A 22,983-nucleotide genomic window follows, 5' to 3' on the forward strand; every position below is an offset into this window, starting at 1 on the left:
CGTTTTCTGGCAAAGGAACTGCGTATCAGTGTGATTACGACGAAGAGGGCTTATGAAGAGCTGGAGCGGGATGGGTTTATTTCGACCGTTCCGGGAAAAGGAAGTTTTGTTGCCAGGAAGAATCTGGACTTTGTCCGGGAGGAGCAGCTGCGTAGAATCGAGGAGCATATGCAGGAAATTGTAGAGCTTTCCGTAGGCTGTTCTCTGAGCCTGAAGGAACTGCAGGCTATGCTGGAACTGATTTACACCGGAGAATAATTGCTGCAGGAGAACAATTGACGCAGGAGAGTAATTGATACCGGAGAACAATTAATACAGGAGAGTAATTGATACCGGAGAATAATTGATACATAGGAAAACAGGAAACATTGATTACTATTGATTTGAAAAGGAAGAGCAGGGGGCTTTGCCACCGGAAATGGAGGAGATATGAAAAACGTAGTTGCTAGAAAATAAAATTAGGAAAGGAAAAGCTATATGTCTTTCTCAAATGTAATCATTTGATTACGTTTGTTCACGTTTTATATAGCAGATGATCTTGGAAACTATTGTATTTTCATACTTAGCTTCACTTTTTAGGAGTTTTTTGATTCAGATAAGATGAGCACGATGCAAAGACTGCCAAAAAAGTTTGATCAGGTAATACCTTATTAGATGACAACTGTAAAACTTTTTTGTGTCCCAACGGCTTTACTAGGGCGTACTCATCCAGTGTGTATCTATACTTGGTATGAAGCAGATCTCATCTTTGATGGGAACCTTATATCGGACACCAAGAGATCAAGGGACTTTCTTTGAGCAAAGCTGTCAAAAAAGTGCAGCATACCAAATAAATGATAATGATACCGATGGTGTTACACTAGCGTTCGCAAAATTAGCTTTAAAATATCAAAGACGTCTCAGATACCTAATATAGCTAGAAGTGTTAAGATGAAGTTGAGCATTATAATTGATATCTCAATGAAATGTTTCGTACAATATAAATATACTTGCTAGAATTGATCGTGAGGAGGAATTTTTGATGGAAAAAAGTAAAGTAGTTATTGTTGGTGCCTCACATGGGGGACATCAATCGATCTTAGAATTATTGTCACGTTATGGACAAAATGTAGATATCACACTGTTTGAAGCTGGTGATTTTGTCTCGTTTATGTCGTGTGGAATGGAATTATATTTAGAAGATCAAGTTACAGATGTCAACGATGTACGTAATTTTAGACCAGAAAACTTCCCTCAGCCAAATGTCCATATTTTGAATAACCATGAGGTGAAAACGATCAATGCGGATACTAAAACAGTAACGGTAACGGATAAACAAAAAAATGAAACTAAAGAATATGCTTATGATAAGCTGATCTTGAGTTCAGGTGTCAAACCTAAAGCTTTACCAGTTCCTGGAAATGACTTAGAGAATGTCTTTTTGATGCGCGGTTATGATTGGGCACAAAAGATCAAAGCTAAGTTAGAAGATGAAAGCGTAAAAAAGGTCGCCGTTATCGGTGCTGGTTATATCGGGATCGAAGCAGCTGAAGCTTTTAACAAAGCTGGTAAAGAAGTTGTCTTGTTAGATGCGCTAAAACGTCCTTTAGGCACATACTTGGATAAAGAAATGACCGATATTTTGACCGAGCATCTAGAAGAAAAAGGCGTCAAAGTCGTGACTGGTGCTAAGGTCGAAGCCTTTGTCGGTGATACGAAAGTCGAAGCTGTGAAGACGGAGCAAGCTGAATATCCAGTTGACTTGGTGATCCAAGCAGCCGGTGTTTACGCAAATACAGCTTGGCTCAAGGGAATAGTTGACCTAGATGAACACGGTTGGATCGTCACGGATGAATATTTGCGTACTAACTTACCTGATGTTTATGCTGTTGGTGATGCGACTTTAGCTTATTCGATCCCAGCTAAAACTAAATTACCGATCGCTTTAGCAACTGTTGCAAGACGAGAAGCCCGCTATGTTGTGGAGCATTTGTTTGAAGATATTCCAAGTGAACCATTTGGCGGTGTGGTAGGTTCTTCGGCTTTGAGCGTCTTTGATCATCATTTTGCAACAAGTGGTCTGAACAGTTTTACAGCCAAAAAAGCTGGCATCACGCTTAGTTCTGCTTACTATGAGGACACTTTACGCCCGAAATATGTTCCAGCTAAAAACGGCAATCCTAAAGTTTTTGTACAGCTCTTCTTTGATAAAATGACCCATCAGATCTTAGGTGGTGCGGTGTTATCGACTTATGACGTGACAGCCCAAGGTAATGTTTTGGCCTTAGCGATCCAACAAAAAATGACCCTAGAAGATCTAGCTAAAGCAGATTTCTTCTTCCAACCAGGCTTTGATCGCCAATGGAGCTTGCTCAATCTAGCAGCACAAAAAGCTTTAGGTGAAGAAACGTTTGTCGAATAGGAAATAGTGATCTGCCATAGTCCTACACTGAAATGTTATTGGTGTGGGGCTATTTTGTTTGGGTAAAATGAATGCCAAAGTGGTAGATAAAGGATGTGTAGTTGATGAGACCACTATTTTCGATAACCGATAAGATGCTAAATTTGACAGTCGAGATCGCGATGTAGGTGTGTATGATGGCAATGGAACTGTGGTCCATATCGGTGCAAGGCCACAATTTGTTTATGGTTTAGTCGATGAATTATTTAAATGGGCAAAAAAACAGATATACCAGCTTCGATCAAGAGTTGTGTCGTTCATTTTGAATTAGAGATGATCCATCCTTTTCTTGATGGTAATGGGCGGATGGGCAGATCATGGCAAAATTTACTTTTAGCAAAATGGCAACCAGTCTTTGAATGGATCCCAATAGAGACTTTGGTTTATAAACATCAAAAGCAGTACTATGAATTATTAGCTGCTGGGGCCTTTGTGTGGTTAAAAATCAATATAAAAAACTCAACTTGTAAGTTAGTTTATTTTAGCTAGAATAAGGCTTGTGGTGATGAAGGGATGGATCGCTGTGGCGGTGAAATTTTAGTTTGATGACGTGAGTAACAAAAAATTCACACATAGCATAATAAATGATTGACAATATTTCACAAAAAGTGATAGAGTGTAGATGAAAAGAGATCAATCCCTCCACATTGGAATTTGTAGCTTATGCTCAGAGACCGTACGTGGGGGTTTTTTATTTGGGGAGAAATTAAGATGAAAAAATATGAGCAATTGAGTTATAAAGAACAGCTAGAGTTGTTCCATAATAGAGGGATGAAGTTTGATTACAGCTTTAATGAATTAGATGAAACTTTACCGGTGTATTTAAAGAATATACAAACTATTAGCACTTTGGGATATTACCAGTTGAAAGATTATGCTTATCCATATTTTGTCGACGGTAGGTACAATAATGTAGATTTTGCAAAAATTGTTGCCCATTATTATCGAGATAAACACTTAAGAAATGCAGTAGAGCATGCAATCGAGGATATAGAAGCAACGTTAAATACACGAATTGCATATTTGTTGGGCGATAAATATGGGCCTTTTGGATATTTGGAATTTAGAAATTGGTGTCAAAAAGAAGGTAAGAACAAATATATTCAAAATAAAAAAGTTAACAAATATTATATTGCTAAGGAACAAAATAAATTTTTAGGAAAAATACAGGGAAAGGCGAGAAGATCAAGTTCAAGAGATGTTAAAGCATTTGATAAAAATGATGACGATCAGGTTTACATGCCAGTTTGGTTAATGATGAATGAATTAACATTAGGTGATTCAATTTATATTGTTAAGTTAATGTCAAATAGAAATAGAAGAGCCATTGCCGAAAAATTTGAATGTAGTGTTGATGAGTTGATCAGTTGGTTAGAATGTATAAATTTGGTGCGAAATATTTGTTGTCATAACGGCAACTTAGTTGATATCAAGTTAGTTACTCAGCCTAAATTGCCAAAAGATTTTGAAGATGTTTTGTATTTAAAAAGTGAGAAAGAAGACAGTGCAAACTATACGAATAGACTTGCCATTGTTATTTGTATAGTTGTTAAACTGATGAGTAGCATCAACATTCGGTATCGCTTTGGTAATTTAATAAATGCATTGAATCATTTATTAGATGAAACTAACACGCCCGAAGTATATGGATTTAGGGATAAAAAGGCAATATATGAATGTTTTAGCAAAGAAAGAGAACTGATTTTTAAGGAGTAGCTTGGATCTCTTCTTTTGTTGGTGTAGGAGCATCGGCAGGTAATTCATAGATTTTCCTAACTAACAGGAGAAGTAAAGTTATGTTTTGTCCAAGGTTTACTAAAGGTTCATAAAAGCAAAAAATATCCCTAAATCACACTGTACTAGGGAGAGTAAAATTTTACTTTGAGCTATCTAATTTTAATTGGTATGAATTATAAGCCTATCATATAATATGCTTGCAATAGTTAACTATTTTAGTGGTGGAAAATTAGCCAGTAGAAAAGAAATCCAAGCTGCTTTGAATTTGCAAAAAAGTTATACTTCAGAGATTATTGCCACTATGAAAAAGAAGGGGATACTACTGTCTGAGGGAAGAGGCAGAGCAACTAAATATTATTTGGCAACAGATAACACATTAAATTAATGCCCCCAATGTTGAATAGGAGCAAAAGATTACCGGACGAAAAAGCGGATGAAAGTTGGAAAATCCTAGTATAACGTGGAAAAGCTACCGGACGAAAAGGCGGACGAAAGACGATAAATCCCGTCATACCAGCAAAAGGTTACCGGACAAAAAGTATTTCTATTAAGATTAAGCTGAATGCATGTTTTATGTTAAGGAAGTGATGGATCACCATGACAGTGAATTTTAAAGTTGATGAAGCAAGTGTAAGAGAGTTCTTTGATAATTTGGACAGTGAGACATTACTGATAAATATTGATCGGATGTTAAAAGAGCAACAAGCTTCTCGTGTTAAGTACAAACAGTCTGATTGGAAACAGATTTTTGATCAAAAATGATTGATTATCTGTTAGCTAAAGTGTTAGAGTATAAATGAAAAAGATCGATCCCTCCACATTGGAACCTATTCTTGGAACCGTGCGTGGAGTTTTTTTGGATTACGGGAACATAGCTGTCCTTTTTGAGCAAATGACAGCAGTAAAAAATAGTTATCCACAGGGGCAAATTTAATTTTGAAAAAAAGGAATCGCATGTGGCTCTAAGGCTATGTGAATTATAATTTTAATTTGGAAAAATATATTAACTGCCGTTTCAGTACACCACCCGAACATCGCTATTCTTGCACAGTTTCAAGAACGTGGTATCAGGCTTTTGATCGGTAATGATGATATCCAGTTTGTGGATCGAGACCATCTTGATGAAATCAGTATCTTGCCGAAACTTTGTGTGATCAACTAAAAGAACTGCTAGCTCAGCATTTTTGAGCATATATTGTTTGCAACGAGTCTGTTCCATATCAGCCATGAAGACGCCTTTTTCACTGATCGAGTTGCAGGAGAAAAAGGCCATGCGAGCATGAAAATTAGTAAGATACTTGATAGTATCATCACCTAAAAATGAATTTGAATAAGGCTTAAGGGCGCCTCCAGCCAAGAAGATGTGTAGATTGGAACGGAGGCGTCCTTTTTCTGCGATCGCAAGGTTATTGGTGATGATCTTGATATTGGTTTGGTCGTTCAAATGTTCAAGAATGTATTGGCAAGTTGTTGAAGTATCGATAAAGATGGCATCATTATTGCTGATCAGTTTTGAAGCAAAATAACTGACCTTATTTTTTTCATCAGCATTTTGTGCTTCACGGTAAGTCGTGGTAAATTCAATGTTATTTTTCTTCAAGAGCGTCACAAAGCCAAATGTACGCCGAACCATACCGGATTTTTCCAATTCGATCAGATCACGGCGAAGCGTTGAAGTTGATGTCTCCATCAACTCCTCTAACCGCTTGATATGGATATGCTGGTTTTCTTCAAGGACTGATAATAATTTTTCGAGTCGCCGTTGCTGTTTTTTCATCGTTACTTACCTCTTTGAATAAATTCTGAACTTTTGAACAATATGATAAAGCTTTTTTGAATGTTTGTCATATATTTAATAACATTTATTTTTTGAATTGTTTAAGTATTATAATTAAATTGTAAATAAATGAAAGCGGTTTATCAAGGAGGTAGAAGCTTATGCCAGTTGATTATCGTGCGATGTTGCATCCAGAACTTATTTTTTTTAGATCTTGCTGCTGAAAGTGAAGCCCAATTATTTGAACAAGTAGGCAAGCGCCTGCAGAAATTAGGGTATGTTAAGGAAAGTTACGCTGGGGCTCTAGAAAAACGTGAGCAGGAATTTCCGACTGGATTAGTGACCAAATACTTACCAGTAGCTTTGCCCCATACTGATCCTAAACATGTGGATCAGGCCTTTATCTGTATGGTCAAAAATGAAAAATTATTAGACGTATTGCAGATGGGATCAAATGAACCAATGCAAGCTCAATACTTTTTCTTTTTGGGGATCACCGATTCCAAAAATCAAGTGATCTTACTCCAAAAGTTCATGAAGTTGCTACAAGATCAAGAATTTGTAGCAGGTTTGACTAATATCAGTGCAAAAAATGAAATGTTTGAATTTTTACAACGTGAATTTGATAAATAATGGGAGGGATCTAAAATGGCAAAAATCGTCGTAGCATGTGGTAGTGGTGTTGCAACTTCAGAAACAGTTGTTGGGTCGATCAAGGATTTCTTAGATGACCACAATATCAGTGGAGTCGAAGTCGAAGCAACTGATTTTAAAGGGTTGGCAAGTGTGTTACCAAAATATGATGTTTACGTTTGGATCGCTAAACCAACGCAAGAGATCCAAGATATTTGTGATAGCCACGGGATCGTTGATGTCAATGGGGTCAATATTTTGACAGGTAATAATGCTGAAGATTCATTTAGAAAGATCATTTGGGCTTTGCAACAAATGGCAAGTTGAAAGAGGTGTGCTAAATGGAAGTCTTAAAAGAGATCGTCAATTTTGTCTTGAATTTAGGTGGACCTGTGTTTGTGCCACTTATCATGTTGATCATTGCGCTAGTTGCAGGTCTGTCGTTTAAGAGATCATTTATTGCAGCGATCACCTTGGGCGTGGCCTTTTCGGGGATGAATCTAGTTGTTAACTATATGCAAGAGATCATTGCACCAGCTGGGAAGGCGATGTCTAAAGCGCTGGGGGTGACCCTAAATGCAGTTGATGCCGGTTGGACCGGTGTGGCAGCGATCACGTGGTCATATAAAGTAGCTTTTCTCTTTTTCCCGTTGTTATTAGCGATCAATTTTGTGATGTTGACATTCAACTGGACTAAGACGCTCAATGTTGATATGTGGAACGTTTGGAACAAGATCTTTACTTATGTTATCGTGTACTACTTTACCAATAATATGTTTTTAGGCTTTATTGTCGCTTCTATCCAGATCATTTTTGAACTCAAGATCGGTGATGTTTGGCAACGCCACATTGAAGACATGACGGGGATGGAAGGGGTAACGGTCCCGCATTTCATTACGTTATTTGCCGTTATCCTTAACCCGGTAAATAAATTATTGGATCATATTCCGCTCTTCAATAAGCCATTTGACTCAGAAGCGATCCAAAAAAAGATCGGGATCTTTGGGGAAAATAAAGTTATGGGCTTTATCATCGGGATCTTGTTAGGGTTTGGTGCTGGATATGGACTCTCAAGATCATTGATGCTAGCTATCCAAGCTGCAACTGCGATGACGCTGTTTCCAATGATCTCTAAATTATTCATGGAGGCTTTGAACCCGATCGCAGATGCTATGGGTAATTTTATGAAAAAACATTTCAAAGATCGTCAAGTCTACATTGGTTTAGATTGGCCGATCTTAGCCGGACGCAGTGAATTTTGGGTGACCGTTATCGTTTTAGTGCCAGTTGAATTACTCTTTGCGATCATCTTACCAAATAATAATATCCTACCATTTGCGGGGATCATCAATCTTTCCTTTGCAGTAGCGGCCTTGCTTTTGACGGGGGCAAATCTTTTGCGCATGATCGTTTTAGGAATCATCTCAACTCCGATCTTCTTATATGGCGGGACGTACTTTGCACCAATGATCACTAAATTAGCAGTTCAGACCGGAAGTTTTAAAGTTCCAGCTGGACAACAACTATCTTGGTCAACGATCGAAGGCTCCGATTTTCGTTTGTTCTTTGGACAAGCATTTGCGGGACAATGGTGGGCAGTAGTAGCTACAGTTATTTGGACAGCGCTGTTTATTTGGTTGTACAAAGACCAACAAAAGATCGCTTTGCCAAGTAAACGCTATGCGACTCTAGCTAATGTTACCCCAACTAATACTGCTACACCAAAGACAAGTGCAAACTATCAAGACATCGATCTGAACGCTTTAGATGGGATGCATATTGGTGGTAAAAAGAAGGTCAACGATTATAAAAATATTGATTTAAATGCCTTGGATGGGATGGATCTTAGTCAGAAAAAGAAGGTGAGATAGATGTTATCGTCAAAGGGATCTTGGTCACTATGTTTATTATTAGCGGTAGGTTTATTTTTGGCTAGTCTGATCAAGCAGGATCTGTGGTTGTTACTAGCGGCTGGAAGCCTGGCGACCGTAACGTATTTCATGGGTGATGACATATTATTTGCAGAATATAACAAGAAACGTGAAGCTAAGCGAGCACGTTTGCAAAAAGCATTTGATGACAGGAGGAAACTGCGATGACAGAGACATTTTTATTTGAAGCAGAACGGCGTGATATGGCACGGGTCGCACGAAAGATGTTTGAGCGGAAAATGACGAACGTAGCTGGGGGAAATATTTCCCAGAAAATAACCGCCCATCAGGATGTCGAATATGGACATGTTAAGATCAAAAAAGGACATGACTATATGATAATGACACCAACCTTTATGTCAGAAGCTTGGTTTGGCGAACTCGAAGCGAGCCAGATCTTAGTAGTGGACTTGGAAACGGGGCAACAGATCGATGGTTCAGGGCGCCTGACTCGTGAAGTGAATATGCACCAAGAGGCCTATCAAGCAAATAAGAATATCGAGGTCGTCTATCATTCGCACGCTCCTAAATCAATGTTTTGGGCCACGATCGGGCGTGACATGCCTAATGTGACCGAGGCAACGAGTAACGATCTAGCTTTAGGTGAGATCAAATGTCTGCCGTATCGCCCAGCTTGTTCTAAAGAGCTGGCAGATATGGTGTATGAACACTTGCTAGCCTTAGGGGATAAAGCTGCTAATAACATCTTCTTGCTGGATAGCCATGGGGTACTGATCACCACTGATGACTTGCATCATGCTACCTGTATTTTGGAAACAGTCGAATGGAATGCCGAGATCGCATATAAGGAAGCAGTATTCCAGGGGCTGGGACTGTTGCAGGGGTACCGGTCTAAAGGAGTGGTTGTGGAGGGATAGAATAACTACGAATACCGGTAGCTTTAGGGGACGGAGGTTTCTGGCCCCCTTTTTGTATGGAGTTAAAATTATTGGACAACAGACGGTCTCTTGCATATAATACCCTAAAAAAGGAGTGATTTGATAGATGGAGAAAATTATAAATGAAGATGAGATCATGACTGTAGTTTATAATTTCATTGTAGATAGCAGTATAACTGATGATGAACGAAAAGTATTTATAAGTTTTAAAAATAGTGTAGGTTCAGGAACAAATTTTAGTCGAGCATTAATGAACTTATCGTATGATCTAAGGCAGATAGCGCTCAAAAATGTCTCTAAACATGTTGGGATGACACCAAATGTTAGTGAATTTTACAAAAAGATCGTGACTTATGGGCAACGGGAACTTAACTGGGCCTATGGGCTATCAGCGTATGGGATAATATTTTAAAAGAGGTGGAAGACTTGTGCTTACCATCTCTTTTTTGTTGTAGAAAATAAGTAGTAGACTGGGTTATTTGGATCGCTTGGGAAACGATTGTTAGGAGTATATAAAACATGTTATATTTGCTTTAAGAGAAAGGGGTTTCATTAATTGCTAGTTGCAACTATCAATTTTGAAGCTAACGTAAGGCATAAGTTTCGGTACAATAAGAATTGTAAAGAGGGTGCCACTTATGAAAAAAGAAAAAATGAAGGAATTGTTGAATTTTTTGCTGCACAGTACAGACTATGTGACATCTGAACAGTTGGCTAAACGATTTGACATCTCTAAAGTGACAGTCATTCGTTGGATCGCTACGATCAATCAACGTTACGATCAGCCGATAATTATTTCTGAAAGGGGTGTAGGCTACAAAATAAATTACGGCGTATATTTGCGTAATACTTCGCCGATCGATGAAGAAGAAGACCGCTGCTTGGCTGTGATCCGTGAATTACTTTTGAGCGCGCCAAAAGCTAAAAGACTTGATCAGATCTATGATAAATTTTTTGTCAGTGAGTCTGTCATCAAAAAAGATCAGCAACTGATCGGTAAAAAGTTAGCAAGGTATGGCTTAGCGCTAAAGCGACATGCGCGTAGTCTAGCGATCGCGGGTTCTGAAAAGAATGTGCGTGCTGCGATCATGGAGATCATCTTAAATCTAGATAAAGCAACTGACATCGGAGCTATTGAAAGTCAGGCTAAAGACATTGATCACTTGGATCTCAAATTTGCGATCAAGCAACTAGAATTTGCTAGTGCTGCTCTAGGAGGAACACTCCAGTATCCATATAATGTTAGCTTTTTATCGCATATATATGTTTTGCTGAGTAGAGCTAAGAAATACAAGACAGTTACACTTACAGCCAAATCAAAAGAACTAAAACAAGAAAAAATATTAGATCAACTAGAGATATACAGTGTCTGTAAACAAATATTCCTAAATATCGAGCAATATTTGGGAATGAAGATCAGTAGTAGCGAGATATATTATCTATTTGATTATCTCAGCTCAGCTAGGCTCAGCGAAACTAGTGATGTGATCGTCCATGAACTAGCTGAACAGATCGCTAAAGATTACATCAGTTTGGTCTCACAAAAGCTAAAAGTGCTCTTTGAAGTCACTAATTTAGCTGAGTTAAGTTCACATATCCAGTATATGTTAGAGCGTTTGGAAAAAAATATTCTCTTGACCAATGCTTTATTGGAAGAGATCTCTATGGAGTATAAAGAGATCTATGAAGCTATATTAGATGCCTCACAAAAGATAGTGGACAAGTACAATTTGCCCGAGATATCACAAGATGAATCTGGTTTTATCGCTTTGTATTTTGCTAAATATTTGGAATTAGGGATAAAAAAGGTAAATGCTTACGTGATCTGTACGACTGGTCTAGGGACTTCTAAACTATTAGCAGTCAAGATCAAGCAAACACTACCCACGATAAACATTATTGGAATGAGTGCTAATACAAATATTTCGCAAACGCTTGCCAATAGTCCAAAAAAGATCGATCTGTTGATCTCGACGATCCCGTTGGAAGAAGTGATAGACATACCGGTCGTTTTGGTCAGTGCAATTTTAACTTCTAGAGATATCGTTTCTTTGAATAATGCGGTGGGGGAAGTAGTCAATGAAAAATGAATTCTTTATCCATATTCGTATCACACAGTGCACTTCAAAAGTCGAAGTTTTAAAGAAACTAGCTGATAAATTAGCTGAGAACTTGCAACAAATACGAGCGCAGGAGATCTTTGAAGAAATGATGGCTAGAGAAATGATCAGCGATACGGCTTTAGAAAAGGGCTTAGCACTGCCACATTTTATCCATGAAGATAATAAAGTCCAGCTGTGTATCGTAACTTTAGCTAATGAGATCCACGATTGGAATTGTTTAGATGGCTCAAAGGTGAGACTTTTACTTTGTTTGATCATCCCCAAAGAATACGATGAACAAACTGAAGGGATCGCCCAGCTGGTAAAAGTGATGCAAAAATTAGCCGATAGCGAATTTGTCGCTACGCTCATCGATGCGCCAAGTAAAGTTATAGAGGAAAAATTGACTTAGTTGGAAAGATGGTGAAACAATGGGTGAAAAGTTACTGAAGGAAGTTATTCGCAAAGAATTGATGGTCATTCGCTCAACTTCTAAGAATAAGGCTGAGGTGATACAGGAGTTAGCAACCTTACTTTATGAAAATGATTTTGTAAGCGATATCAATTCTTTTGTAGATGATGTTTATTTAAGAGAAACAGCAGGTATCACGGGTATTGGGCAAGGTGTAGCGATCCCACATGGAAAGTCGATCGCTGTTAAACAAACTGCGATCGCGATCGCCATCTTGGAGGAAACGATCACATGGGAAACACTGGATGAAAAGCCAGTCAAAGTTGTTATCATGTTTGCTGTCAAAGAAGAGGATGCTGATATGACACATATCCTTTTATTACAGAGGATAGCTATCTTGTTAGCTCATGATGACTTTATCCAAAATTTGATCCAAGTTGACAATAAAGATAATTTGTATGATCTACTGACGAATTCATAAATAGAAAAGAGGAAAATAACATGGTATTAGTGTCAGGAAAAGAATTACTCACACTCGCTAAAGAGCACAAATTTGCGATCCCAGCGTATAACTGTGGCTCAGGTCAATTGTTAAACGCAACGGTAAAGGCATGTGAAGCAACAAATACACCATTTATCATCGCGATCCATCCAGATGAGTTGAGCTTTTTGACTGATAGCTTTATTGCACAGTGTTTAGCGGAAGCGCATAAAACAAAAGTTCCAGTAGCGATCCATTTAGATCATGGGGGAAGTTATGAACAAGTCATCCATGCGATCCAGTTAGGCTTTACCTCGGTCATGATCGACAAATCACTGGCGCCTTACGAGGAAAACGTAGCTATTACACAAAAAGTTGTTGAGGCAGCTCATGCAGTCGGGGTATCAGTCGAGGCTGAGTTAGGTACGATCGGAAATACTGGTAATAACGTTGAGGGTGGAGTAGAAGAAGGTGTTTACACTGATCCTGCAGTTGCTAAAGACTTTGTTTTGCGCACAGGTTGCGATAGCTTGGCTGTTGGGATCGGAACTTCACATGGGCTTTATCCTAAGCACATCAAGCCAAAATTGCGGATCGACATTTTAGATGAACTCACTGAAGCAGTCGATATCCCACTAGTTTTACATGGTGGTTCGGGTAATCCAGATGAAGAAGTTACTCAAGCTGTTGAACATGGGATCAGCAAGGTCAATATCTCAAGTGATATCAAGATCGTATTTGCTGATAAATTACGTGAAGAGCTAAATGATGGCAATAACGAAAAACGAGAGCCAAATGTTTTATTCCCAGCACCAATGTCAGAAACAGAAAAAGTAGTACATGCTAAGAATAAATTATTTAAAGCAGAGAACAAAGCACATTTATATTTTCAATTTTAAAGGGAGGGAAATGTCATGAAGATCGTCGGGATCGCAGCCTGTACCGCAGGGATCGCGCATACGTATATTGCAAAAGAAAAGTTGATCCAAGCGGCGCAAAGCAGGGGCCATGAAGCACATATCGAGACTCAAGGACTGGCTGGGCGCCAAGAGGTCTTGTCAAAAGAACAGATCGCCCAAGCTGATATCGTCATCATTGCTGCTGATATCAAGGTAAATGGACGTGAGCGTTTTGCTGACAAGAAAGTCGTTGAAGTTCCGACCAGCATTGTTGTAAAATCACCGAATAAATTGATCGAGAAGTTAGAGGAGTTAGAAAAGGGGTGATATCGTGGAATATCTAAAGAAACTTGGCTTTAAAAAGCATTTGATGACGGCGATCTCGTTTTTCCTACCGATCATTTGTGCATCTGGTTTTCTATTAGCGATCGGAAACATCATGGGAGGCACAGCGATCACAGATTTTGCTAAGGGTTTTAGCTTTGCCGATACGATGACAACGATGGGGGGCTATGGCCTAGGTTTCTTACCGATGATCGTTTCAACTGCAATTGCATACTCGATCGCAGATAAGCCGGGGATCGCACCAGGGTTGATCGTTGGTTTTGTCGCTCACGGGATCAATACAGGTTTTATTGGCGGGATCGCAGCAGGTTTTATCGCAGGGATAGTAACGTCTTTATTGTACTCAAGTCTTAAAGTTCCTAAATGGATGGAAGGATTGATGCCAACTCTAATAGTTCCATTTATTTCCAGCTTTATCAGTGGTATGGTCATGTATTATGTCTTAGGTGAGCCGATAAATTGGCTCGTAGGCTTGCTCACCGATTACTTGCAAAGTCTAAACAGCTCACAGTTGATCTTATACGGACTCATCATTGGAGTTTTATCGAGTATCGACTATGGTGGTCCGATCAACAAGACTGTCTTTGCCGTTGTGTTTGCGATGTTTTCCGAGGGGATCTATCCACCACTTACAGTTTTGATCGGTGCTTCGATGATCACACCATTTGGCTATGGGATCGCATATCTCTTACAAAAAGTCGTCAAAAAGAATGTTTTTGATAAGCAAGATATCGAGACACTCAAAGCAGCTATTCCAATGGGATTTTGTCAGATAACAGAAGGCTGTTTTCCGATCATCTTCAAGAATTGGATGAAAAACATGATCGCAACTGGTGTAGGTGGTGCAGTCTTTGGTGCTCTTTCAATGTATTGGGGCTGTGATTCACATATTCCGGCTTCTGGGATGTTTGCTGTTCCAACAATGACTGGTAACCATGGTTTGCTCTTTATCTTAGCTTTATTGATCGGTTCATTCGCACAGGCAATTACCTTCATCACCCTTATGAAAGCTGTTGATCCAGCCGAAACTGTCACAATTGAAGATGAGGAAGAAGATATCAACTTTAGCGAACTTAAGATCAGTTGATAGGAGGGAGCACATGACTTACAAAGAAAAAGTTTTAGACTTTTATAAAAATTCCGAGATCGTCTTTTCACAAGCCGAATTGGATAAGATCGAATATGCTGATTTTGGATTGGGTAGACCAGAGATCGAGGGCTTGAACTTGATCGTCTATGTGAATAATGAGCGATATTGTGCTAAAGAGATGGTGCTAGTGCCCAACCAAACTTGTCCTGAACATCGACATCCAAGAAGAGGCAATAAAGGTGAGATCGAGGGGAAAATGGAAACATTTCGGGTACGGAAAGGTAAGGTGTATCTCTACGTTGAGGGGCTAGAAACACCAAATATTCGGGCCAAGATACCAGCTGATTCAGCTGAGTTTTATACCGTATTGCATGAGATCGTGTTAGAGGCTGGCGAGCAATATACGATCTTGCCTAATACTAAGCATTGGTTTCAAGCAGCAGATGAAGGGGCGATCGTATCTGAATTTTCCTCGCCAAGTGACGATGCAACAGATATCTTTACTGATCCAAATATCAAACGCTGAAAAAAGAGGAGAAGGGGCCTGGTGCAACTTCTCTTTTTTGTAGGAGGATAGAAGATGGAAGAATATGTGTTAGAAAATGAATACCTCAGGGTCAAATTCATCGATATCGGGGCTACACTGATCGAGCTTACCAAAAAGCAAAATGAGACAAATTATGTGTTACATTATCAAGATAAAAGAAATTATCCCGATGATTTTTATTATTTTGGAACGGTCGGTAGGATCGCAGGGCGAGTATATCCTCCAGTCTATAAAGGCCGACCATTGGACACAAATGAAGGGCGAGTTCAACTCCATGGGGGAAAAGCAGGTCTGCATAAGAAGCATTGGTTTGTTAGGCGCATAGATGCGACCAGTTATTGTTTGGAGTACGTCGATACTGAGTCTGTCTATGAACCAATGTATTTAAAAATCATTTATAGCATTGAAAAAAATAAATTAAAAGTCAGGTATATTGGTGAGGCTTTGTCACCGACAGTTTGTAACTTGACAAATCACGCATATTTTAACTTAAATAAGGACAAGACGCTGGGAATAGCTAAGCATTGGCTCAAGCTACCAAAGACATCGTTACAATTAGTAGATAATGAATTTATCCCTACTGGTAAGTTTGACGATATGAAAGATGAGCAGGCAAAGTTTGATTTTAGTCGACCAAAGCAGATCAACGAAGCCTTTGAACAAGGGACAGAATTATCTAAATTCTGTGCAAATGGGATCGATCTAGCCTATGTTTTTGATCAAGGTGAGCCTGCTGAGATCTTTTTAGCAAGTGAAGATCGTAAAAATGCTCTTAGGATAACAAGTGATCAGGAAGCTTGCGTTATCTATACGTTGAACAAAGTGGAGCGAATGGAGAAGATAAATAACGGGATCTGGATCTATAAGCACGCGGGGATAACGTTTGAGATGCAACGGCGCCCTAACTACTTACAGCAAGTAAAAGATCCACTAACGAAAAAGTATCGTGCAACTACAGTTTATGAAGTATTGTGAGGTGCAAAATGAAATATGTACTAGGAATAGACCTCGGAACCAGTTCATTAAAAGGGACGTTGGTCGATAATGATGGAAAAATCAGAGCAATCGCCAGTAGCGAGTACACGCTGAGCCATCCAAAGGCTGGATATTCGGAACAAGAACCCAAAGCTTGGATAAAAGCTTGTAGCAAAGTACTGGAGCAATTAAAGCAACAAGTGGCTGATTTTACAGCAAAATTAGCTGGTATCAGTTTCTCAGGGCAAATGCACAGTCTAGTATTATTGGATGAAAACTTTGAAGTGTTGCGCCCGGCGATCTTGTGGAATGATGTTCGCACGACAGCACAATGTGAAATGATCATGCAAACATATGGTCCAGAACTTCAGCAGATCACGGGCAATATCGCTTTAGAAGGATTTACCTTGCCAAAGATATTGTGGGTCAAAGAACATGAACCACAGATCTGGAAGCAAACTCGACATATCTTATTACCAAAAGACTATCTACGTTGGTGGTCAACGGGGAATTTAGCGATGGACTTTTCGGATGCTGCGGGCACATTGTTGCTTGATCTAGAGCACAAGCAGTGGTCTAAGGCAGTCCTTGAACACTTTGAAATACCAGAAACTATCATGCCACCATTAGTCAGATCAAGCGAGGCGACGGGGACCTTGCGTGAAGCGGTAAAGCAAGAATTTGGCTTTAAAAATGATGTGCTGACGTTTGCTGGAGGTGCAGATAATGCGTGTGCTGCCCTAGGAGCTGGGATCTTGAAGCGTGATGTAGGGATGGTAAGCATCGGAACTTCAGGTGTGTTTTTGAGAGCACGACCAAAATTTGTAGATAATCAAGGTAAGTTACATTTTTTTGCACATGCTGTGGATGATCATTATTACTCGATGGGCGTGACGTTAGCAGCGGGTCATAGTCTGAATTGGTTTAGAGATACGTTTGCGCCAGATAAGAGTTTTGCCGAATTACTGGCAAATGTGGAGAAGATCGCGGTTGGAGCTGAGGGCTTATTGTTTACACCGTATCTAGTTGGCGAGCGGACACCATACTTTGACAGTCAGATCAGAGGTAGTTTTATTGGGATCGATGCACGGCATACGTTGGATCATTTTGCTAGAGCTGTGTTAGAAGGGATAACATTTTCGTTGAAAGATTCACAAGCATTGTTGGATCCTAAGCATGAATTAAAACGCCTTGTATCAGTTGGTGGTGGAGCAAAAAATGCTGTCTGGCTACAGATGCAAGCCGATATTTTTAATATGCCCGTGACGACGTTAGAAGTTGAACAGGGCCCAGGTTTAGGTGCTGCAATGTTAGCTGCCACAGGGCTAGGCTGGTACGCTGACTTAGCTGAATGTGTGGATAACTTTGTCGCTTATAGTGATACGATCATGCCTATTGCTGAAAATGTGGATAAGTATCAACGAATATATGATATTTATCGGAAAATTTACCCGCGAACTAGGGGATTGTGCGGGAGAATATAGTGGGAAGCGAGTCTTGCGGGGCTCGCTTATTTTTTTGAATAGCGAGCTTAACGTAAATAATTTAAAAATAGTGATATATAGTATCACAGAAAAGACGTGATATGGCAAAAGTCTTATATTAAGTTAGCTGAAAGTATTGATGAAGTGTTTAAGTTTATTGACGAAATATTGATAGCACGCTTAAATTTATTGATGATTTATTAACGAAATATCGGTGAAATATTTGTCATAGTGTTAAATGATCAATTATGGAAATAGGGAAACTTAATGGACTTTAGACAATAAGAATAAAATCGCTTATGACAGAAATTTTACCGCTGGAAACATACAAAATTACTATAGAGATCAATAATATCAATTATGGTGAGTAATGAGTATGTAGGGAAAATAAAAGTAACAGTGTTTTTTGCACCAGTTAAACCCGCTATAGCTGAAAGCGATCAAGATATTTGTAGAGAGTTATCCACAGGCAGAATTTTAATTGGGAAATAAACGGGATGCTTGTTGCTCTAAGGTTACGTAGGTTTTGATGTTAACTTAGAAAAAGAATGGGGAAAGAAATATGTTAAATACACTCTTTTTTGGGGAAATTTGTTAATGAATTTAGCAGTAATTAGATGATCTAGTCGCCATATCACTTTGTAACTTGAATTTTTTTCAGATATCTATATAGAGCAGTCTTTTAGATTATAATTACGAATCTTTGGAACTGAAAGATCGCGAGCAATGAGACTAAAAATGGCCGTAAATGAACCAGTCTAAGTTGATCCACGGCTGTTTTTAGATAACCAATTTTAATGTGATGTGATTCCTTCGTCTTTAATTAAAAAAAGTAATATTAAATTAAAAATATTACATTTTTATTATAAATCAAGTGTGATAAAATCCAATTGTAAGCTGTTTGTTGGATAGATTACATTAAAAAGGAGATGTACTATGAAAAAATCATTAGTTATCGTAGCGGTGATTTCAACTTTTGATGTTGTGACAAGTTTTAGTAATACAGCTTCTGCAAGCACCTCTACCAATGTACCTGTGACTGAAGGTGCTCAACGCTGGGGAAATACTCCTTTCGGGAGCTTTGGAGGAGGATCAAAATGACAGAAAAAGTTAATGTAAATCATGTAAAAGAAGTAGTCCATGAATTGTATAATAGTTTGGCAGAACGTCCAGAAAAAAATTCAGGATTACTAGATATTTTAGACGTATTGGCACAAGTCTATAAAAAGATCGATCAAGAAGAACACCCTGAATATCTAGTCGATAGACTTGTCAAATATATATATGCGGTCGGTTTTAGTAACCAGATTCGTTTTTTAGGTGAAGATGGAAAGCTTTTAGTAAAGCTGAGTGATGTTGCCAAAAAAGCAGGATTAAATAGTAGGTATAGAGCAGATTATTCGGATAAATCCCAATTTTACGGTTTTCTTGAAGATTTTCCAAGACGATAAAAATAAAACAGGCTGAAAATCATGTTCAAAACATTGATTTTCAGCCTGTTTTTAGTTACTGTTATTACCCAATTTTCACCGAGCCACAGCTCATACCATGTAGTGAGCTATCCATATCAGTCATAGTGACCTCTTCACCTGATGTTACTAGTACTAAGACAACATCTGATTTCCCTGCCTCAGTGATCTGTTTTTTATCCATCTTACAAAGGAGCGTTTCAGGTGAGACTTCTTGGTTGGCTGATACGAACATTTCAAAAGGACTTCCTGCTAGCTCGACGGTATCAAGACCTAAGTGCAACAAGATCTCGACCCCTTCTTTTGTCTTGAGCGAGATCGCATGTTTTGTTGGGAAGATATTGGTGATCGTTCCAGCAACTGGAGCATAGATCTCATCTGCGGTCGGTTTCACTGCAAAACCTTGTCCCATCATTCCAGTAGAAAATACCTCATCTGGAACTTCTGCTAAAGAAACGATCTTACCATCAACGGGCATTGCTAATTCTAATTTTTTCTTCTTAAAACCAAACATCTTTAATCACCTTTTCCTAAAATTTGATTGATCTCTTGGCTAAAGAGATCAGCTTTACCACCAAAGACGGCTTGGATCCCACCACCTACTTCTAAAACGGCAACCGCACCTAAGCTTTTGAGGGTCTTCTTGTTGACTTTACTTTTATCAACGACAGCGACACGCAAACGTGTGGCACAGGCTTCGACTGTCTCGATGTTTTCAGGCCCACCCAGTGCTTGGATCACGAGCTTAGATTCAGCGTTTAAAGAATTATCAGTCGGCACTGCTTGGACAGGTTCAGTATCCTCAGCTTCTAGACCTGGGATAGCGACTTTGAATTTCTTGATACAGAAAGTAAAGACCACATAGTAGACAAAGGCCCAAACGATCCCAAAGAAGATGACGCGTAACCAATTCGTCTTATCTTCACCTTGTAAGATCCCAAATAACAAGAAATCAATAAAACCACCCGAGAAGGAATTACCGATCCGGATATTCAAAAGATCAGCAAAGAAGAAAGATAATCCGTCTAAAAAGGCATGGATCACATATAACCATGGGGCTACGAACAAGAAAGTATATTCGATCGGTTCAGTGATCCCCGTTAGAAATGAGGTCAACCCACCACTGAGATATAAACCACCATCTTTTTTACGATTTTTCTTTGGTAAACAGCGATACATTGCATAAGCAGCAGCTGGTAAGCCAAACATCATGGTCGCAAACCGTCCAGCAAAGAAACGTGTCCCATAAGTGAAAAGACCAGTATGGTTAGGATCAGCTAGCTGGGCAAAGAAGATATTTTGCGCACCTGAGATCGTATGCCCGGCAACTACTTCGGTCCCACCAAGTGAAGTGTACCAAAAGAGTGGATAGATCGTATGGTGCAACCCAACAGCACCTGTCAAACGAAGCAAGAAACCATAAAGAAATGTTCCAAAGGCGCCCATGTGTGCGATATTTTCCCCAGCAACACGCAACCCACTTTGGATCGGTGGCCAGATCATGTAAAAGAAGGCACCGATGACGATGGCTGCTAAAGCTGAGATGATCGGAATAAAACGAGAACCGCCAAAGAAACCTAAGAATTGGGGAAGTTGTATCTTGCGATAATGATTATGCAGATAAGCTACGGTACAGCCGATGACGATCGCACCAACGACACCAGTATCGATCGTTGCACCTTTAGGCGAGAATAATTCAAGTAAACCACTGATCGTTGCTGTATAAACTAAAAATGATACTCCACCAGCTAGACCGGCCGTTCCTTTATCACTGGTGGCAAGGCCAACTGCGATCCCGATCGTAAAGATCAATGCTAAGTTTGAAAAGACGGCATTACCCGCAAAACTCATGACCTTTAAGATCGTCTGTAACCAGGCTTGATCTAAAAATGGATAAGTTTTGACGGCGCTTTCATTGCTGAGCGCGCCACCTAGACCAAGCAAAAGACCAGCGACTGGTAAGATCGAGATCGGTAACATAAAGGCTTTTCCGAGGCGTGAGAATTTTTTAAACATGGTGATTACCCCCTTAATTCATCAATAAAACGTGTGGCGATCTCCTTAGGACGTGTGATCGCACCTCCGACAACGATGCCAGCGACACCTAATTTTTGAACTTTTTTAGCTTGTTTTGGATCATGGATCTTACCTTCGGCGATCACATCTAACCCAGCATCAACTAACTCTTTGATCAATTGATAATTAGGACCGTCTAAAGCAGGACTTTCTTTTGTATAACCAGCTAATGTAGTCCCGATAAAGTCGACCCCAGCTTTAGCAGCGTTCAAGCCTTCTTCTAGAGTCGAAATATCGGCCATCAACAATTGATCGGGATATTTTTGTTTGATCTGTTCAATGAATTCATTGATAGTTGCTCCGTCATGACGTTTGCGTAAAGTACAGTCAAGTGCGATAACTTCAACGCCTGTTTTTACCAATTCGTCGACTTCTTTCATCGTGGGTGTGATATAGGGCTTTGTTGGTGGATAGTCACGTTTGATGATCCCAATGATTGGAAGATCAACTTTTTCCTTGATCTCTAGAATATCCCGTACTGAATTGGCTCTGATCCCAACAGCGCCAGCTTGCTTTGCTGCCAATGCTAAAAGAGGCATTACTCCACCTTCTGGTGTATAGAGTGGTTCGCCTGGTAATGCTTGACAGGACACGATCAGACCATGATCTATCTTACGTAAAAATTCTGATTTTAGCATACATCTCACTCCGTTTTTATATTTTTTGGATAATATCTCCAAACGTAATATAACATGTTTAGAATTTTTTGTAAACGTTTTTATCCATTTTAAATGAACTATGGAGAAAAACTCCAAAAAAGTGTATAGTTATGGTATAAAGAGAGGTCATGACGATGAAATTAAAGGAAAAGATCCATCAAAGTTATTTTGAATTAACGCCAGCTGAAAAAAAGGTAGCCGATCATTTTTTATGGGCAGGAGCTGATATCGTCTATGAAACGATGAACGATATCAAGGAAAAGACCAAGGTCGGTGATGCAACGATCGTACGGTTATGCCACAAATTAGGCTATAGTGGTTTTGCTGATCTAAAAGTTGAGGTCGCAAAAGAAGACTATTCCAGCAATGTCGAACAAACAGAAAATTCACCGTACGCTAGCATCGAAAACGCTCTGACTAAAACGATCAAGACAACTTTAAGTGAATTAAACCAAGAAGCACTTGCCAAAGCTGTTACAGCAATAGGAAAAGCAAAACGCATATATATATTAGGGGTAGGAGGCAGTGCACTCTCGAGTAAGGCATTGGAAAGTATGCTCTTACGGATCGGAGTAAGAGCACAAGCAGTGACTGATCCGCATTATCAAGCCCAATTAGCAGCGATCACCAATAGTTCAGATCTATTTATCGTTTTTTCTTTGACTGGGAGAACAAAAGATACGTTAGAACCACTAAAGATCGCTAAGAAAAACCAAGCTCAGATCATTGCGATCACCACTTATCCTGCTTCACCGATCGCACTTGAAGCTGATATCGTGTTACAAACGGCGGTCGATGATTTTCTAAATGGTGGCTCACTTATCGGGCGGATGTCACAACTGTTGATCGCAGATGTTTTAGTCTATGAATACGAAAAACTAAATTCAGCTGATACGATAAATGCCCGAGAAAAGGTAGTGCGGGCTATTTTGAATAAGAGGAAGATGGAGTAAAGGTAGAGGGAATGGATACTGTCATATCAAATCTTTTGCTTCATTTGGCATAATTATTGTGAATTTTTAACTTA

26 protein-coding genes and 1 pseudogene are annotated in these 22,983 nt (G+C 39.3%); 23 read left to right on the top strand and 4 right to left on the bottom strand.

Features of this window, described 5'->3' with window-relative positions; translation table 11 throughout:
* The 5 genes and pseudogenes from Q9Q35_RS10120 to Q9Q35_RS10140 form a co-directional block, all read left to right on the top strand.
* On the top strand, positions 1 to 258 hold a 258-nt coding region (locus Q9Q35_RS10120), incomplete at its 5' end, for a GntR family transcriptional regulator (RefSeq protein ID WP_304653253.1).
* Between the two features lie 763 nt (positions 259 to 1,021).
* Positions 1,022 to 2,401: an FAD-dependent oxidoreductase gene (locus tag Q9Q35_RS10125; protein WP_304653254.1), complete on the top strand. Its 1,380-nt coding sequence runs from the start codon at positions 1,022 to 1,024 to the stop codon at positions 2,399 to 2,401.
* 160 nt (positions 2,402 to 2,561) lie between these two features.
* A pseudogene (locus tag Q9Q35_RS10130) lies at positions 2,562 to 2,857 on the top strand (Fic family protein); the annotation flags it as partial.
* 294 nt (positions 2,858 to 3,151) lie between these two features.
* Positions 3,152 to 4,156 (top strand): Abi family protein, encoded by a 1,005-nt coding sequence (locus tag Q9Q35_RS10135; protein WP_304653255.1) that lies wholly within the window; start codon positions 3,152 to 3,154, stop codon positions 4,154 to 4,156.
* Between the two features lie 618 nt (positions 4,157 to 4,774).
* Positions 4,775 to 4,939 carry a hypothetical protein gene (locus Q9Q35_RS10140; RefSeq protein WP_304653256.1) on the top strand — a complete coding sequence of 55 codons (165 nt, stop codon included), beginning with the start codon at positions 4,775 to 4,777 and terminating at the stop codon, positions 4,937 to 4,939.
* 253 nt (positions 4,940 to 5,192) lie between these two features.
* Here the strand turns inward: Q9Q35_RS10140 and Q9Q35_RS10145 are convergent, their stop codons facing one another.
* Positions 5,193 to 5,954 carry a DeoR/GlpR family DNA-binding transcription regulator gene (locus Q9Q35_RS10145; RefSeq protein ID WP_304653257.1) on the bottom strand — a complete coding sequence of 254 codons (762 nt, stop codon included), beginning with the start codon at positions 5,952 to 5,954 and terminating at the stop codon, positions 5,193 to 5,195.
* A 177-nt stretch (positions 5,955 to 6,131) separates the two neighbouring features.
* Here Q9Q35_RS10145 and Q9Q35_RS10150 point away from each other — a divergent pair, with 177 nt between their 5' ends.
* The 17 genes from Q9Q35_RS10150 (at position 6,132) to Q9Q35_RS10230 (ending at position 19,203) form a co-directional block, all read left to right on the top strand.
* Entirely contained in the window at positions 6,132 to 6,587 is a 456-nt protein-coding gene (locus Q9Q35_RS10150; protein WP_304653290.1) for a PTS sugar transporter subunit IIA, read from the top strand.
* 15 nt (positions 6,588 to 6,602) lie between these two features.
* The gene (locus Q9Q35_RS10155; RefSeq protein ID WP_304653258.1) at positions 6,603 to 6,914 is read left to right on the top strand and encodes a PTS galactitol transporter subunit IIB; all 312 of its coding nucleotides are present in this window, start codon (positions 6,603 to 6,605) and stop codon (positions 6,912 to 6,914) included.
* Positions 6,915 to 6,928: 14 nt separating this feature from the next.
* Positions 6,929 to 8,458 (top strand): PTS galactitol transporter subunit IIC, encoded by a 1,530-nt coding sequence (locus Q9Q35_RS10160; protein WP_304653259.1) that lies wholly within the window; start codon positions 6,929 to 6,931, stop codon positions 8,456 to 8,458.
* Complete coding sequence (locus tag Q9Q35_RS10165) at positions 8,459 to 8,686, top strand: hypothetical protein (protein ID WP_304653260.1); 228 nt, start codon at positions 8,459 to 8,461, stop codon at positions 8,684 to 8,686.
* Positions 8,683 to 9,396 carry a class II aldolase/adducin family protein gene (locus Q9Q35_RS10170; RefSeq protein WP_304653261.1) on the top strand — a complete coding sequence of 238 codons (714 nt, stop codon included), beginning with the start codon at positions 8,683 to 8,685 and terminating at the stop codon, positions 9,394 to 9,396. Before Q9Q35_RS10165 ends, Q9Q35_RS10170 begins: the two co-directional genes overlap by 4 nt.
* Before the next feature lie 127 nt (positions 9,397 to 9,523).
* A complete protein-coding gene (locus Q9Q35_RS10175; RefSeq protein ID WP_304653262.1) occupies positions 9,524 to 9,829 on the top strand; it encodes a bacteriocin immunity protein in 306 nt (101 codons plus the stop codon).
* 226 nt (positions 9,830 to 10,055) lie between these two features.
* On the top strand, positions 10,056 to 11,507 hold the full coding sequence (locus tag Q9Q35_RS10180) for a PRD domain-containing protein (protein WP_304653263.1): 1,452 nt from the start codon (positions 10,056 to 10,058) through the stop codon (positions 11,505 to 11,507).
* Positions 11,497 to 11,931 (top strand): PTS sugar transporter subunit IIA, encoded by a 435-nt coding sequence (locus Q9Q35_RS10185; protein WP_304653264.1) that lies wholly within the window; start codon positions 11,497 to 11,499, stop codon positions 11,929 to 11,931. The genes Q9Q35_RS10180 and Q9Q35_RS10185 overlap by 11 nt, the downstream gene beginning before the upstream one ends.
* 19 nt (positions 11,932 to 11,950) lie before the next feature.
* On the top strand, positions 11,951 to 12,412 hold the full coding sequence (locus Q9Q35_RS10190) for a PTS sugar transporter subunit IIA (RefSeq protein WP_304653265.1): 462 nt from the start codon (positions 11,951 to 11,953) through the stop codon (positions 12,410 to 12,412).
* A 20-nt stretch (positions 12,413 to 12,432) separates the two neighbouring features.
* Positions 12,433 to 13,311, top strand: coding sequence for a ketose-bisphosphate aldolase (locus tag Q9Q35_RS10195; protein ID WP_304653266.1), 879 nt, complete (start codon positions 12,433 to 12,435; stop codon positions 13,309 to 13,311).
* A gap of 15 nt (positions 13,312 to 13,326) precedes the next feature.
* Positions 13,327 to 13,638 carry a PTS fructose transporter subunit IIB gene (locus Q9Q35_RS10200; protein ID WP_304653267.1) on the top strand — a complete coding sequence of 104 codons (312 nt, stop codon included), beginning with the start codon at positions 13,327 to 13,329 and terminating at the stop codon, positions 13,636 to 13,638.
* A gap of 4 nt (positions 13,639 to 13,642) precedes the next feature.
* Positions 13,643 to 14,743: a PTS fructose transporter subunit IIC gene (locus Q9Q35_RS10205; RefSeq protein ID WP_304653268.1), complete on the top strand. Its 1,101-nt coding sequence runs from the start codon at positions 13,643 to 13,645 to the stop codon at positions 14,741 to 14,743.
* A gap of 13 nt (positions 14,744 to 14,756) precedes the next feature.
* The gene (locus tag Q9Q35_RS10210; RefSeq protein WP_304653269.1) at positions 14,757 to 15,272 is read left to right on the top strand and encodes a D-lyxose/D-mannose family sugar isomerase; all 516 of its coding nucleotides are present in this window, start codon (positions 14,757 to 14,759) and stop codon (positions 15,270 to 15,272) included.
* Positions 15,273 to 15,326: 54 nt separating this feature from the next.
* Complete coding sequence (locus tag Q9Q35_RS10215) at positions 15,327 to 16,268, top strand: hypothetical protein (protein ID WP_304653270.1); 942 nt, start codon at positions 15,327 to 15,329, stop codon at positions 16,266 to 16,268.
* A gap of 8 nt (positions 16,269 to 16,276) precedes the next feature.
* Complete coding sequence (gene xylB / locus Q9Q35_RS10220; protein ID WP_304653271.1) at positions 16,277 to 17,752, top strand: xylulokinase; 1,476 nt, start codon at positions 16,277 to 16,279, stop codon at positions 17,750 to 17,752.
* A 936-nt stretch (positions 17,753 to 18,688) separates the two neighbouring features.
* Complete coding sequence (locus Q9Q35_RS10225) at positions 18,689 to 18,853, top strand: hypothetical protein (RefSeq protein ID WP_304653272.1); 165 nt, start codon at positions 18,689 to 18,691, stop codon at positions 18,851 to 18,853.
* Positions 18,850 to 19,203: a bacteriocin immunity protein gene (locus tag Q9Q35_RS10230; protein WP_304653273.1), complete on the top strand. Its 354-nt coding sequence runs from the start codon at positions 18,850 to 18,852 to the stop codon at positions 19,201 to 19,203. The genes Q9Q35_RS10225 and Q9Q35_RS10230 overlap by 4 nt, the downstream gene beginning before the upstream one ends.
* 64 nt (positions 19,204 to 19,267) lie before the next feature.
* On the opposite strand, the gene Q9Q35_RS10235 is transcribed toward Q9Q35_RS10230, so the two are convergent.
* From Q9Q35_RS10235 to Q9Q35_RS10245, 3 genes are read right to left on the bottom strand one after another with little or no spacing between them, the layout of a single operon-like run.
* A complete protein-coding gene (locus Q9Q35_RS10235) occupies positions 19,268 to 19,735 on the bottom strand; it encodes a PTS glucose transporter subunit IIA (RefSeq protein WP_304653274.1) in 468 nt (155 codons plus the stop codon).
* A gap of 2 nt (positions 19,736 to 19,737) precedes the next feature.
* The gene (locus Q9Q35_RS10240) at positions 19,738 to 21,237 is read right to left on the bottom strand and encodes a PTS transporter subunit EIIC (RefSeq protein ID WP_304653275.1); all 1,500 of its coding nucleotides are present in this window, start codon (positions 21,235 to 21,237) and stop codon (positions 19,738 to 19,740) included.
* Positions 21,238 to 21,242: 5 nt separating this feature from the next.
* Positions 21,243 to 21,935, bottom strand: a complete 693-nt coding sequence (locus Q9Q35_RS10245) for an N-acetylmannosamine-6-phosphate 2-epimerase (RefSeq protein WP_304653276.1) — start codon at positions 21,933 to 21,935, stop codon at positions 21,243 to 21,245.
* Positions 21,936 to 22,090: 155 nt separating this feature from the next.
* Here Q9Q35_RS10245 and Q9Q35_RS10250 point away from each other — a divergent pair, with 155 nt between their 5' ends.
* Positions 22,091 to 22,909, top strand: coding sequence for a MurR/RpiR family transcriptional regulator (locus Q9Q35_RS10250; RefSeq protein ID WP_304653277.1), 819 nt, complete (start codon positions 22,091 to 22,093; stop codon positions 22,907 to 22,909).
* Positions 22,910 to 22,983 lie beyond the last annotated feature (74 nt).

Origin of the sequence: uncultured Ligilactobacillus sp. (assembly GCF_948826705.1) — a bacterium.
Lineage (GTDB): Bacteria > Bacillota > Bacilli > Lactobacillales > Lactobacillaceae > Ligilactobacillus.